Below are 14,013 nucleotides of genomic sequence, written 5' to 3'. Positions count from 1 at the left end.
TCTTGACGACCATAGAGCATTGGAACCACCTGATCCCATCCCGAACTCAGCAGTGAAACGATGCATCGCCGATGGTAGTGTGGGGTTTCCCCATGTGAGAGTAGGTCATCGTCAAGATTAAATTCCAGAACCCCAATTGCGAAAGCAGTTGGGGTTTTGTTTTGGGCGGTTGAAAAGTATCAAGGCGCTCATGGCAATGGTCTTCAGTGCTAAAGTCCAAGCCTCGATTTTTGCCTTTCCAAGGAAACCGTTATGCCGGGTGCAACGTCCCTCAGCGCAGGATTCATGGTGGTTCACGGTAACCGCCTGGACGAGCTGCGCAGCCTGGTAGTCAGCTGGATGCGCCGTTATCCCCTGGCGCCTTTGGAAAACGAAATCGCGCTGGTGCAAAGCAACGGCATCGCCCAATGGCTCAAGCTTGCCCTGGCCGAAGATCCGCAGGAAGACGATATGGGTGGCTGTGGCATCGCGGCGGCAATCGATGTGCAATTGCCCGGCAGCTTCATGTGGCAGCTCTATCGCATGGTGCTGGGTCGTGACGAAATCCCCTCCAAGTCCCTGCTTGATAAGGCCCCGTTGACGTGGCGACTCATGCGTCTGCTCCCGGAGCTTATCAACCAACCCCATTTCGAACCGCTGCAACGCTTCCTGACTCACGACACCGACCTGCGCAAACGCTACCAGCTCGCCGAGCGGCTGGCCGACTTGTTCGACCAATACCAAGTGTATCGCGCCGATTGGCTGGAAGATTGGGCTGCGGGGCGCCATCAGTTACGCAACGGGCGCGGCGAATCCAAACCCCTTAACCCCGCCAACTGTTGGCAGGCTGAGTTATGGCGCGCGTTGTTGCTTGACGTAGGGGAGCAGGGCATGGCCGAGAGCCGCGCCGGCGTTCACCAGCGCTTTATCGAACGCATCAATACGCTTGAGCACGCGCCGCCTGGCTTGCCTTCCCGCGTGATCGTCTTCGGCATTTCATCGCTGCCCGCCCAAGCGCTCGAAGCACTGGCGGGCCTGGCCCGTTTCAGCCAAGTGCTGCTGTGCGTGCACAACCCTTGCCGCCATCATTGGTCGGACATCGTGGCCGACAAGGACCTGCTGCGTAACGAATACAAGCGCCAGGCACGCAAGACCGGCATGCCCGTCACCATCGACCCGCACACCTTGCACCAGCACGCTCATCCGCTGCTCGCCGCCTGGGGCAAGCAGGGCCGTGACTACATCAGCCTGTTGGACAGTTATGACGACCCCAACAGCTACCGCGCCGCCTTCCGCGATGGTCGTATCGACCTGTTCAGCGACAGCCAGCCCACCACGCTGCTCAACCAGCTTCAGGACGACATCCTCGAACTGCGCCCACTCGACGAAACCCGTGAGTTCTGGCCCGCAGTCGATCTGACACGCGACGCCTCCATTCGCTTTCACATCGCCCATAGCGCCCAACGCGAAGTGGAGATTCTCCACGACCAATTACTCCAACGTTTCAGCGCCGATCCTACGTTGCGCCCTCGGGACATCATCGTCATGGTCCCCGATGTCGACAGCTACGCACCGCACATCCGCGCGGTGTTCGGCCAACTGGAACGACATGACCCACGCTTCATTCCTTTCACCCTGACAGACCAGGGGCAACGCGGTCGTGACCCTCTGTTGATCGCGGTCGAGCACCTGCTCAAACTCCCTGACAGCCGTTTCCCGGTCAGCGAAATTCTCGACCTGCTGGATGTCCCCGCCCTGCGCGAACGTTTCGCCATCAATGAACGCGACTTGCCTACACTGCATCGCTGGATCGAAGGCGCGGGCATCCGCTGGGGCCTCAACGCCGAGCAGCGTGCCGGCCTCGGGCTGCCCGCAGAGCTTGAGCAGAACAGCTGGCGATTCGGCCTGCGGCGGATGCTGCTGGGTTACGCCGTCGGCACCGGTGTGGCGTGCGAAGGCATCGAGCCCTACGACGAGATCGGTGGGCTTGATGCGGCCCTGATTGGTCCACTGGTCGCCTTGCTCGATGCGTTAAACGACGCGCATCAAGCACTGTCGCAACCCGCACCTCCCCACGTGTGGGGCGAGCGTCTGCAACGCTTGATGCAGCTGTTCTTTCTGCCCGGCAGCGAGCACGACGACTACCTGCTTGGCCAGCTTGAACAGTTAAGAGAGACCTGGCTGGAAACCTGCGAATCCGTCGGCCTGCAGGATGAATTACCGCTCACCGTGGTCCGTGAGGCATGGTTGGCCGGGCTTGACCAGGGCCGCCTGTCCCAGCGCTTCCTCGCGGGTGCGGTCAATTTTTGCACCCTGATGCCCATGCGCGCGATCCCGTTCAAGCTGGTCTGCCTGCTCGGCATGAATGACGGTGACTACCCGCGTGCCCAGCCGCCGCTGGACTTTGACCTGATGGGCAGCGACTACCGTCCCGGCGATCGCTCCCGCCGTGAAGACGATCGCTACCTGCTGCTCGAAGCCCTGCTTTCCGCGCGCGACCAGCTCTACATCAGTTGGGTCGGCCGCAGCATCCGCGACAACAGCGATCGTCCGGCCTCGGTGCTGATCGGCCAACTGCGCGACCACCTCGCCAGCGGCTGGCATAACGCCCAAAGCGAGCAGCCGCTGATCGACGCGATGACCCAGGAACACCCGCTCCAACCCTTCAGCGCCCGCTACTTCCATGAAGGCGACCCGCTGTTCAGTTACGCCCGCGAATGGCAGTTGCTGCATGAAGCCCCAGCCGTACTCGAACATGATCACGCGTTGGCACCGCACCACCAGGAAGAGCCCCTGAGTCTTGGCCAGCTACAGGATTTCCTGCGCAATCCGGTCAAACATTTCTTCAGCCAACGTCTGAAAGTGTTCTTCGAAGCGGCCGAAGTACCGCTGGCCGACGAAGAACCCTTCGTCCTTGACGCACTGCAACGCTACACCCTCAGCGACAGCCTGCTCAACGCGGCGCTGAGCCGGCCCGATCAGCTCGATCAGGCCCTCAGCGCCCAAGCCCTGCGCCTGCAAGGCAGTGGCCTGCTGCCTATGGTCGGCTTCGGCGAATGCCTGCGCAACGAGCTGATCGAGCCGTTGCCGGACCTGTTGCAGCGCTACCGGCAACTCCTGGCGCTCTGGCCAACCCCGCACACTGGCGCGGAGCCGATCAGTTTCGAGCACCAGGGCATTCAGCTCGAAGGCTGGATCAGCGGCCTGCACCGGCGCAGTGATGGCGGCTTGTTAAGCGTGACCACCATTCCCAACAGCATCGGCTCGATCAAGACGCGCAAATGGCACCGCCTGATTCGGCCCTGGGTCAATCATGTGGTCGCCTGTGCCTGTGGCGTGCCCTTGAGTACCGCTCTGGTGGCCAGTGACGACACCTTGCTGCTGGCCCCGTTGGACACCTCCACCGCTCGGAACCTCCTCGGTGACTTGCTGCTCGCCTGGCACACCGGCATGAGCCAGCCGCTGCCCGTCGCGGTAAAAACCGCCTTTGCCTGGCTCGGCCAGACCGATCCGGCCAAAGCCCAGGCGGCTGCCAGCAAAGCCTACGAGGGCGACGGTATCACCACCGACGGTGAGCGCCGTGAGACGCCTGCGCTCACTCGCCAGTTCCCCGACTACGCCACGCTGATCGCCAGTGAAGAATTCGAAGGTTGGTGCGAAACCTTGTATCGCCCCCTGATCAACGCCCCCTGGCGTTCATTGTCCAGCGAGGACGCCGGCGCATGACCAGCAAACCCTTGGCCCTGGCCTTCCCGCTCAAAGGCAGCCAGCTGATTGAAGCCAGCGCCGGCACCGGCAAAACCTTCACCATTTCGGCGTTGTATCTGCGCCTGGTGCTCGGCAACGGCGGCGATGAGTCCGGCTTTGGCCGCGAACTGCTACCGCCGCAAATCCTCGTGGTGACCTTCACCGACGCCGCCACCAAGGAGTTGCGTGAGCGTATCCGTATCCGTCTGGCGGAGGCTGCGCGGTTCTTCCGTGACGAAATCGAACAGCCCGACGCTTTGATCGCCGACCTGCGTCATCAATACCCCCTGGAACACTGGCCCGCCTGCGCCAACCGGCTGGACATCGCCGCGCAGTGGATGGACGAAGCAGCCGTCTCGACGATTCACAGTTGGTGCCAGCGCATGCTGCGCGAACACGCCTTCGACAGCGGCAGCCTGTTTACCCAGGCCCTGGAAACCGACCACAGCGACCTGCTCGGTGAAGTGCTGCGCGATTACTGGCGCCTGTTCTGCTACCCCATGCACGACGACGCGCTCAGTTGGGTGCGCAATAACTGGGGCGGCCCGGCCGCGCTGATGCCACGAGTGCGCGCGTTGTTCGGCAGCGAGCGGCCCGCCGAGGACAGCCGCGAGCCAGCTGAAATCATCTCTGCCTGCCTGCACGAGCGCCGCGAGGCATTGGCCAGCATCAAGGCACCCTGGCAGCAATGGGCCGCCGAGTTGCGTGATCTGTGCCTGCAAGCCGTGGCTGACAAAGCGGTCGATGGGCGCAAAATGCAGGCGCGTTACTTTGAACCCTGGTTCGAAAAAATCAGTGCCTGGGCCGCCGACGAAACCTTGGAACAACTGGATATCGGCACCGGCTTCACCCGCCTGACTCCCGACGGCATGGCCGAAGCCTGGAAAGGCGAGCCGCCGCGGCATCCCGGCATCGACGCCATGGCCGGTCTCAAGGCGGCCCTCGACGCACTGCCAACCCCGGATGCCGCAGTGCTGCAACACGCCGCCGCCTGGGTGGGCAAGCGCTTCGAAGAAGAGAAAAGGCGCCGCGCCGAAATGGGCTTCGACGACATGCTGATCCGCCTCAATGCCGCGCTCCAGGCCGACGGCGGCGAGCGTCTTGCCAGTGTGATCCGCGAGCAATTCCCGGTGGCCCTGATCGATGAATTCCAGGACACCGATCCGGTGCAATACAGCATTTTCGACAGCATTTACCGCATCGAAGAAAACCACCTGGACAGCGGCCTGTTCCTGATCGGCGATCCCAAACAGGCGATCTACGCCTTCCGGGGCGCGGACATCTACACCTACCTGCGCGCCCGGCAGTCCACCACCGGTCGCCACCACACCCTGGGCACCAATTTCCGCTCCAGCCACGCGATGGTCGAAGCGGTAAACCACCTGTTCCAGCGCGCGGAAACCGGCCGCGGCGCGTTCCTGTTTCGTGAGCCCGACGGGCGTAACCCGGTGCCGTTCCACTCGGTGCTTTCCCAAGGCCGCAAAGACCAGCTGCAGGTCGACGGCCAGACGCTGCCCGCAATGAACCTTTGGCACTTGGCCACCGACCAGCCGATTTCCAATGTGCTGTATCGCCAGCAATTGGCCGCCGCTTGCGCCACGCACATCGTCGAATTGCTCAATGGTGGGCAGCAGGGCACCGCTGGCTTTGCAACAGACGACATCTTCAAAGGCGTGCTGCCGTCAGACATCGCCATCCTCGTGCGGGACGGCAAGGAAGCCCAGGCCGTGCGCGCCGAGTTGGCGTTGCGGGGCGTGCGCAGTGTGTACCTGTCGGACAAGGACTCGGTCTTCGCCGCCCAGGAAGCCCACGATCTGCTGGCCTGGCTCAAGGCCTGCGCCGAACCGGACGTCGAACGTCCGCTGCGCGCGGCGCTGGCCTGTGTCACCTTGAACCTGTCATTGACGGAACTGGAGCGTCTGAACCAGGACGAACTGGCGTGGGAAAGTCGCGTGATGCAGTTTCGGGGCTACCGCTCGATCTGGCGCACCCAGGGCGTGCTGCCGATGCTGCGTCGCCTGCTGCATGACTTCAAGCTGCCGCAAACCCTGATCGCTCGCAGCGATGGCGAGCGTGTGCTGACCAACCTGTTGCACCTCAGTGAGCTGCTGCAACAGGCCGCGTCGGAACTGGACGGCGAACAGGCGTTGATTCGGCATCTTGCCGAACACCTGGCGCTGTCGGGCCAGGCCGGTGAAGAGCAAATTCTGCGCCTGGAAAGCGATGAGCAACTGGTCAAGGTGGTGACGATCCACAAATCCAAGGGCCTGGAATACGACCTGGTGTTCCTGCCCTTCATCTGCTCGGTCAAACCGGTGGACGGCACGCGCTTGCCGCTGCATTACCACGATGCGCAGGGGAAATCCCAGGTCAGCCTGCGGCCCACCGCTGAGTTGATCGCCCAGGCCGACGATGAGCGCCTGGCCGAAGACCTGCGTTTGCTGTATGTCGCCTTGACCCGCGCCAAGCACGCCTGCTGGCTGGGCATTGCCGACCTCAAGCGCGGCAACAGCAGCAGCTCCGTGCTGCACCTGTCGGCGCTGGGCTATTTGCTGGGCGCCGGCGCGCCGCTGGGTGAGTCCGCTGCGCTGGCGCGCTGGTTGCTGGACGCGCAGCAGGGTTGCCCGGCCATCCGCTATGCCCAGGTGCCCCCAGCGCAGGACATCGTGTTCCACCCCCCGCGCAACGAAGCGACCTTGCTGGCGCCGCTGTTGCCCAAACGCAAGGCCGCCGAAAACTGGTGGATTGCGTCCTACAGCGCCTTGCGCATTGGCGACAGCATGAGCGCCGCCAGTCTCGAGGCGCCTGAAAGCCCGCAGGCGCAGAAACTGTTCGATGACGAACGCCTTGATCCCGACGCACCGCGCGAAGTGGTGGCATCAGGCGGTGATATTCATCGATTCCCACGCGGTCCGAATCCAGGCACCTTTCTTCACGGCTTGTTGGAGTGGGCCGGTGAGGAAGCTTTCAACGTGAGCCCCGAGGCCATTGAAAAAGCCGTCGGAGCGCGGTGCAATCGGCGCAATTGGGAAGGCTGGATCGTCACCCTCAGCGCATGGCTGGGCCACTTGCTGCAAGCGCCGCTGCCCCTGTACGACGACCGGGTCAGCCTCAGCGCGCTGCGGCACTACCAGATCGAAATGGAGTTCTGGTTCGCCAGTCATAAGGTCGACGTACTCGCTGTCGACAAGCTGGTGTGCCAGTACACCCACCACGGCGTCTCACGCGTGGCGGCAGAACCGGTGTTGCTCAACGGCATGTTCAAAGGTTTTATCGACCTGACCTTCGAGCACGATGGCCGTTATTACGTGGCTGATTACAAATCCAACTGGCTCGGGCCAGACGATTCGGCCTACACGATAGAGGCAATGGAACAGTCGATCCTGGAACATCGGTACGACCTGCAATACGTGCTTTACCTGCTGGCCCTGCATCGCCAACTCAAGGCGCGCCTGCCGGATTACGACTACGAACGCCACATCGGCGGCGCCCTCTACCTGTTCCTGCGCGGCACGCAGTCGGCGACCCAGGGCGCGTATTTCACCCGGCCACCGCGTGAGCTGATCGAAGGGCTGGACCTGTTGTTCCAGGGCAAGCCTATCCCGCCAAAAGCCGAGCCCGCCTGGGAACAAGGAGTGTTGCTATGAGCCTGTCGCCGCTACCGCTGGAGCAACTGTCGCCGCTCAGTCGCGCCGCCGACCTGGTGCAACTGCTGGAGCGCTGGGTCGAGCGTGGCTGGCTGCGGGCCTTGGACAAAGCGTTCGTCGGTTTCCTGCATGAGCTTGACCCGCAGGCCGATCCCCTTGTGCTATTGGCAGCGGCATTGACCAGCCACCAATTGGGTCACGGCCATGTGTGCCTCGACCTGTTCGAAACCCTCAAGGCGCCGGACTTTGCCCTGTCGCTGCCGCCCGAAGGTGACCAACAGACTGGCGCGATGCTGTTGCCGTCGCAGTTGCTCGAGGGGCTGGAGGGCGCCCACTGGTGTCATGCCCTGGCGACCAGTCGTTTGGTTGCGCTGGCGGTGGAGGGCAGTGAGTCGGCCCAAAGCCGCCCGTTGGTGCTGTCCGGAAAACGCCTCTATCTGCGCCGCTATTGGGCTTATGAACGGCGCATCGACAGCGCCTTGCGCCTGCGGCTGGCCCGCCACGAAACCGTTGCCGCCGATTTGCCGCAGCGCCTGAATGGTCTGTTCGATCAGCCGGCGCCCGATGGCGTGATCGACTGGCAGAAACTGGCCTGTGCCCTGGCCACCCGGGGCGCATTCAGTATCGTCACCGGTGGCCCCGGCACCGGCAAGACCACCACCGTGGTGCGTCTGCTCGCGCTGTTGCAGGCGCCTGCCGTGGAAAGCGGCAATCCCTTGCGTATCCGCCTGGCCGCGCCCACCGGTAAGGCCGCCGCACGTCTCACCGAGTCCATCAGCCAGCAAGTGCTGTCGCTGAAAGTGCCCATAAACGTGCGCGAAAAGATTCCGACCCAGGTCACCACGGTTCACCGTTTGCTGGGCAGCCGCCCGGGCACGCGGCACTTCCGTCATCACGTCGGCAACCCGCTGCCGCTGGATGTGCTGGTGGTGGACGAAGCGTCGATGATCGATCTGGAAATGATGGCCAACCTGCTCGACGCCCTGCCACCCCATGCTCGCCTGGTGCTGCTGGGGGACAAGGATCAGCTCGCCTCGGTGGAGGCGGGCGCGGTGCTCGGTGATCTGTGCCGCGATGCCGAGGCCGGCTGGTACAGCCCGGCCACCCGCCAATGGCTGCAAGCGGTCAGCGCTGAAGACCTTAGTAACAGCGGCCTGCAGGAAGACCTCGACGGCAGTCATCCACTGGCCCAGCAGGTGGTGATGCTGCGCTACTCGCGTCGTTTCGGCGAGGGCAGCGGCATCGGCCAACTGGCGCGCTGGGTCAACCAGCAGAACCCTGAAGAGGCGCGCAAGCTGCTGGCCGCGCGCAGTCATGACGACCTGTTCTGTCTCAGCCTCAAGGGCGAGCATGATCATGCGCTCGAGCGCCTGGTGCTGGACGGGCAGGGCGACGGTGCCCAGGGCTATCGCTTTTACCTGAACCTGCTGCAGTCGGCGCGTCCTGCACTGCAGACCCCGCGTGACGATCACGCCTGGACCCGTTGGGCCCAGCAACTGCTGCAAGCCTTCGACGCGTTCCAGTTGCTTTGCGCCGTACGCAAAGGCCCCTGGGGCGTCGAAGGGCTGAACCTGCGCATCACCGCCGCCTTGCGCAAGGTGCGGCTGATCGAGGGCGACGAGCAGTGGTATGAAGGGCGTCCGGTGCTGATGACCCGTAATGACTACGGTCTGGGCCTGATGAACGGGGATATCGGTATCGCCTTGAAATTGCCCGAAAGCGACGGCGGCCCTCAGGTGCTGCGCGTGGCCTTTCCGCGCAATGACGGCCAGGGTGGCGTGCGCTTCGTGCTGCCCAGCCGGCTCAACGACGTGGAAACCGTCTATGCCATGACCGTGCACAAATCCCAAGGCTCGGAGTTCACCCATACCGCGCTGATCCTGCCGGACGCGTTGAACCCGGTGCTGACCAAAGAACTGATCTACACCGGTATCACCCGCGCCAAACGCTGGTTCAGCCTGATCGAACCGCGTGCCGGGGTCTTTGAGGAAGCCGTGCGGCGTAGGGTCAAACGCTTGAGCGGGCTGATGCTGGAGCTGGACGCCGCGCCCGAAGAAACTGACTGAACGGTCATAGGATATTTCCAGTTCAGATGCCTGATTTTTCTGAAAAAATACGCAACCCCACCGAAGCCTCGCTCCATGGGGTTTTCCGTTGCTGTGCTATCGTTGCGGCATCATCCTGAAATTTCTTGAGAGAATCGCTGCATGAACGTGGCTGTCTCGCTCCCAGAGCGCAGTTTGAGCTGGAGACGCCTGTTGCAGGTGGCGGCGCTATGCCTGCTCGCTCCGCAGGCCTGGGCTCAAACCCCCAGCCTGGCCGAGCAGCGCGCCCAGGCGGTCACCCAGGTCGTGCTCGGGATTCTCAGTTATGCCCGGTGGCCGGTGGAGCCTGCGCAACTGCGCTTGTGCATCGTCGGGCCCACCCAATACACCGACGACCTGATCAAAGGCACTACTCAGGCCACCGGCCGTCCGGTGGTGGTGCGCCGCCTGCTGGCCAACCATCCCGATATCGTCAGTGCCTGCGACGCCGTTTACATCGGCAAACTCAGCGCTGACGAACGCACTGCGTTGTTTGCTTCACTGATCGGCCATCCGGTGCTCAGCATCAGCGAAGGCGGCGACCAATGCACCGTGGGCAGCCTGTTCTGCCTGCGGGTGAGTGATGCGCAGGTGTCGTTTGAGGTGAACCTGGATTCCGTCGCGCGCAGCGGCGTACGCATTCACCCCAGCGTGCTGCAACTGTCGCGCCGTCGAGCGCCGACGCCATGAGGCCGGCTAAAGTACGGCCGACCCTGGGATCGGTCATCGGCAGAGGGCACATGATCCTGGCCCTGGTGGCGGTAACCTTGGCCAGTGTGTCCCTGACCCTGCTCGGCGTGCTGGCGCTGCGGGTCTACGCCGAACACAACCTGCACTTGATCGCACGCTCGATCAATTACACCGTCGAAGCGGCCGTGGTGTTCGACGACAGTGCCGCCGCCACCGAAGCCTTGAGCCTGATTGCTTCGACCGAAGAGGTGGCCCAGGCCGAAGTCTTCGATGCCAGTGGCAAGCTGCTGGCGCAATGGGTGCGGCCGAACACCGGCATGTTGTCACGGGTTGAACTCGAACTGGCGCATGCCTTGCTCGAGCAACCCATCAGCCAGCCGATCCATCACCAGGGGCAAACGGTCGGCAGTATCCACTTGACCGGTCACGGCGGCAGCCTGTTGCGCTTTCTGCTCAGCGGCCTGGCAGGCATTGTGATCTGCACCGCGCTCAGCGCCTGGGTGGCGCTGCACCTGGCGCGGCGTCTGTTGAACGGCATCACCGGGCCGCTGCAAAGCCTCGCCGCCGTGGCCCACGCCGCCCGCAGCGAACGCGACTTCGACCGTCGCGTGCCGCCGGCGCAGATCGCCGAACTCGACAGCCTGGGCAGCGACTTCAATGCCCTGCTGGGTGAGATGGAGGCCTGGCAAAACCATTTGCAAAGCGAAAACGAAACCCTCGCGCACCAGGCCAGCCATGACAGCCTCACCGGCCTGCCCAACCGTGCGTTCTTCGAAGGCCGGTTGATTCGTGCCTTGCGCAGCGCCGCCAAGGTCAACGAACGGGTAGGCGTGCTGTTTCTCGACAGCGATCGTTTCAAAGACATCAACGACAACTTCGGTCACGCCGCCGGCGATGCCGTGCTGGTGGCCGTTGCCGAACGGGTGCGTGCACAACTGCGCGAAGATGACCTGGTGGCCCGCCTGGGCGGCGATGAATTCGCGGTCCTGCTGGCGCCGCTGCACAAAGTCGACGATGCGCAGCGCATTGCCGACAAGATCATCGCCAGCATGGACAAGCCGATCCCGCTGCCCGGCAACACCCAAGTCTTGACCTCTCTGAGTATCGGCATCGCCATTTATCCCGATCACGGCGCCACGCCCGGCACCCTGCTCAATGCCGCCGATGCGGCGATGTACCAGGCCAAACGGCTGTCGTCGGGCGGCCAGCAAACGGCGGAACCTGCGCACCCCGCCGTCAACGTTCAACACAGGAGTTAACCCCTTGTTCTCTCACCCACGCGTTCTATTCATCAGCTTGCTTCTTGCCTGCCTGGCCCTCGGCGGCTGCCAGACCCCGCCGCCCAAAGGCCTGAGCCCGGCGCAAGTGGCCGTGCTCAAGCAGCAGGGCTTCGAGCTGACTGACGAAGGCTGGGCCTTCGGCCTGTCTGGCAAAGTGCTGTTTGGCAGCGACGTCGAAACCCTCAACAAGCCCAGCACCGACATCGTCGAACGCATCGGCAAGGCCCTGGTGGGCGCAGGCATCCAACGCGTGCGCGTCGACGGCCACACCGACGCGTCGGGCAAGGAACTCTACAACCAGACCTTGTCCCTGCGCCGTGCCAAAAGTGTGGGCAATGTGCTGATCAGCGTGGGCATGAAAGAACAAAACATCCAGCTGCGCGGCCTGGGCAGCAGCGAGCCGGTGGCGGCGAATACCACCACGGCGGGCCGCACCGAGAATCGGCGCGTGTCAATTGTGGTCATCGCGGACTAAGGCCTTTCACCCGCCTCAACCTGAAATGCGCTCCAAATGTGGGAGGGGGCTTGCCCCCGATAGCAGTGTGTCAGCCAATACACCTGGTAACTGACACTCCGCCATCGGGGGCAAGTCGAATCGTCGCACCGCCCCTCCCACAGTTTTCCGCGCGGCACATTCAGTCTGCGAACCGCATCTCCCGCGTCTCCCCCATCAACAACCCCTGATTCTGCTCCGTCACCTCCCGGATGTAATCCCACAACAACGTAATCCGCTTCAGCTTGCGCAAGTCCTCCCGGCAATACATCCAGAACTACAGGTAGCAAAGGTCCCACCCAATGATTGCGGGGCCTACTGCCATGAAGACCATTACAACGCTCTATCCTGTTACAAGTGCTGTCACAAGTTTGGCTGTACCTCTCAGGCCCACTACAAGGCTCGCTAAGCCCTATCGCTACAGACGCAATGGAATCTACTATCTGCGCCTCAGAGAGACCGGCAGCACCACTCAAGCCACCTCAGTTTCACTCAAGACCACTGACAGAAAGGCCGCTATGGACGCTTCACGACGACTTGCCGAGACCATCAAGGCATTCCACTTGGATCACCCTGAGGCCACTTGGAGTGAGCTTAGAGAGCATCTGCTTTGGGTCGCTGAGGAACTCTTATCGTCTGCCCATGAGGTTCACTCTCTGCGTGACTGGGGAGACCTGTACGAAGACGTTAGGACCAACCTCTCTGAGATAGCAGCTACGATGCCGCTGAGTGTTAATCAGCACGATCACATAGCCAAGGCGAGACAGGTGATGAGCGCTGCTCAGGAGCGGCTACAGGGCGACTCAGTGCCACTGGTGGAGATCATCAGGGATCTTGAAGGGATGCCAGAGACCAGATTGAAGCACGTCAGTGGCGTGCCTCTGCCTCTATCTGTAATAGCTGCTCCAATGACCTTTGAGGTTCTCTCGGGCCTCTATATGGCGGACCGGGCAGGAGAACAGAAAGCCAGCACTCTCAGTTCCACTAAGTTCACTCATGGCGTCCTGTGTACTGAGTTGGGCGCTTTGGACCTGAGGATGCACACAAGGGCGGATCTTGTGGCCTTGAGGGATAGGCTTGCGACCACACGGAAACCATCAACAGTGAATCAGATGCTGATGAAGCTCTCTGCTGTACTGAATTGGTCGGTTGAGAATGGTCATCTCGAAAAGTCATACGACAAGAAACTCAAGTTCACCAAAGGCACTGAGTCGACCCGTAAGGCGTTCTCTCAGGACCAGATAGGCAGCCTAATGGCCTATGCGAACAAGCTCCCCGAGACGACATGGAAACGCTGGCTGCTGGGCCTTGGCATCATCACTGGTGGTCGACTCAATGAAATCTCTCAGTTGAGCGTGAGCGACATTCAGACCCTTGAGTCAGGCATTGTCGTTATCCACATCAATGAGGTGGGTGAGGGTAAGTCAATCAAGAACAAGCGCAGTGAGAGGCTGGTGCCATTGACTGATGGTGCCTATGGGTTCGACCTTCAAGCGTTCCTACGGTATGTCGAGACCTGCAAAGAGAGCGGAAACGATTCGTTGGCTCAGTTCGGCTATAGATCAGCAGGCGAATGGGTCAACCAGCAGGCCATTCCTCAGGCTCTTGGAGAGTCCTATATCAGGGGCTTGGTGTTCCACTCATTGCGCCACTCGTTGGCTTCCCTCATGCAGGCTAAAGGGGTCCCTACGACCCATGCTCAAGCTGTCATGGGCCACGCTTCAGGAACTATTACCTTTGACACATACGGTTCAGGTGTTCCGGTGGCGGTAATTGCTGAGATGCTCGTTAAAGCCTTCAGCCTAATAAAATAAATCTTGAGGTTCCTCACAATGGAAATAAATACTCCCACGCTCGAACTGAAATTAGATAACGGGAAGACACTGAGCGTAGAAGTGGTTAGCTACCATCTTAAGTTCAACGAAAAGCTGCATGTCGGCGTTACAGGAAAAATACACAAAATCGGAACATTCAAAATAAATAGCTCGGCCTATAAGAGCTGGGGTCCTGTCAAGGCAATAAAATATGCCACTGGTGAATGCTCAGTAGTGACGGGGCATCCTCCTAAAATGACCCTGAGGACCATTACTTAC

7 protein-coding genes, 1 rRNA gene and 1 pseudogene are annotated in these 14,013 nt (G+C 61.7%); 8 read left to right on the top strand and 1 reads right to left on the bottom strand.

What is annotated here, in order from left to right; genetic code table 11:
* Nucleotide 1 precedes the first annotated feature (1 nt).
* The 7 genes from rrf to yfiB all read left to right on the top strand — a co-directional run bounded on the left by rrf (nt 2) and on the right by yfiB (nt 11,902).
* Nucleotides 2-117 (top strand): 5S ribosomal RNA (rrf, locus tag TU82_RS15785).
* A 135-nt stretch (nt 118-252) separates the two neighbouring features.
* Nucleotides 253-3,705 (top strand): exodeoxyribonuclease V subunit gamma, encoded by a 3,453-nt coding sequence (gene recC, locus TU82_RS15780; protein WP_057724071.1) that lies wholly within the window; start codon nt 253-255, stop codon nt 3,703-3,705.
* Nucleotides 3,702-7,373, top strand: a complete 3,672-nt coding sequence (gene recB / locus TU82_RS15775; RefSeq protein ID WP_057724070.1) for an exodeoxyribonuclease V subunit beta — start codon at nt 3,702-3,704, stop codon at nt 7,371-7,373. The genes recC and recB overlap by 4 nt, the downstream gene beginning before the upstream one ends.
* Nucleotides 7,370-9,439, top strand: coding sequence for an exodeoxyribonuclease V subunit alpha (gene recD / locus TU82_RS15770; RefSeq protein ID WP_057724069.1), 2,070 nt, complete (start codon nt 7,370-7,372; stop codon nt 9,437-9,439). Before recB ends, recD begins: the two co-directional genes overlap by 4 nt.
* 141 nt (nt 9,440-9,580) lie before the next feature.
* On the top strand, nt 9,581-10,147 hold the full coding sequence (gene yfiR, locus TU82_RS15765) for a regulatory sequestration protein YfiR (RefSeq protein ID WP_057724068.1): 567 nt from the start codon (nt 9,581-9,583) through the stop codon (nt 10,145-10,147).
* On the top strand, nt 10,144-11,406 hold the full coding sequence (gene dgcN, locus TU82_RS15760) for a diguanylate cyclase DgcN/YfiN (protein WP_057724067.1): 1,263 nt from the start codon (nt 10,144-10,146) through the stop codon (nt 11,404-11,406). Before yfiR ends, dgcN begins: the two co-directional genes overlap by 4 nt.
* A 4-nt stretch (nt 11,407-11,410) precedes the next feature.
* Nucleotides 11,411-11,902, top strand: coding sequence for an outer membrane lipoprotein YfiB (gene yfiB, locus TU82_RS15755; protein ID WP_057724066.1), 492 nt, complete (start codon nt 11,411-11,413; stop codon nt 11,900-11,902).
* Nucleotides 11,903-12,062: 160 nt separating this feature from the next.
* Here yfiB and TU82_RS27950 read toward each other — a convergent pair.
* Nucleotides 12,063-12,197 (bottom strand): annotated as a pseudogene (locus TU82_RS27950) (LysR family transcriptional regulator); the annotation flags it as partial.
* A 46-nt stretch (nt 12,198-12,243) separates the two neighbouring features.
* Between TU82_RS27950 and TU82_RS15750 the strand changes: the two are divergent.
* A complete protein-coding gene (locus TU82_RS15750) occupies nt 12,244-13,734 on the top strand; it encodes a tyrosine-type recombinase/integrase (protein ID WP_231982781.1) in 1,491 nt (496 codons plus the stop codon).
* The last annotated feature ends 279 nt before the right edge of the window (nt 13,735-14,013 follow it).

It is taken from the genome of Pseudomonas orientalis, from assembly GCF_001439815.1.
Lineage (GTDB): Bacteria > Pseudomonadota > Gammaproteobacteria > Pseudomonadales > Pseudomonadaceae > Aquipseudomonas > Aquipseudomonas orientalis.
This window is presented reverse-complemented; position numbering and strand designations above follow the sequence as displayed.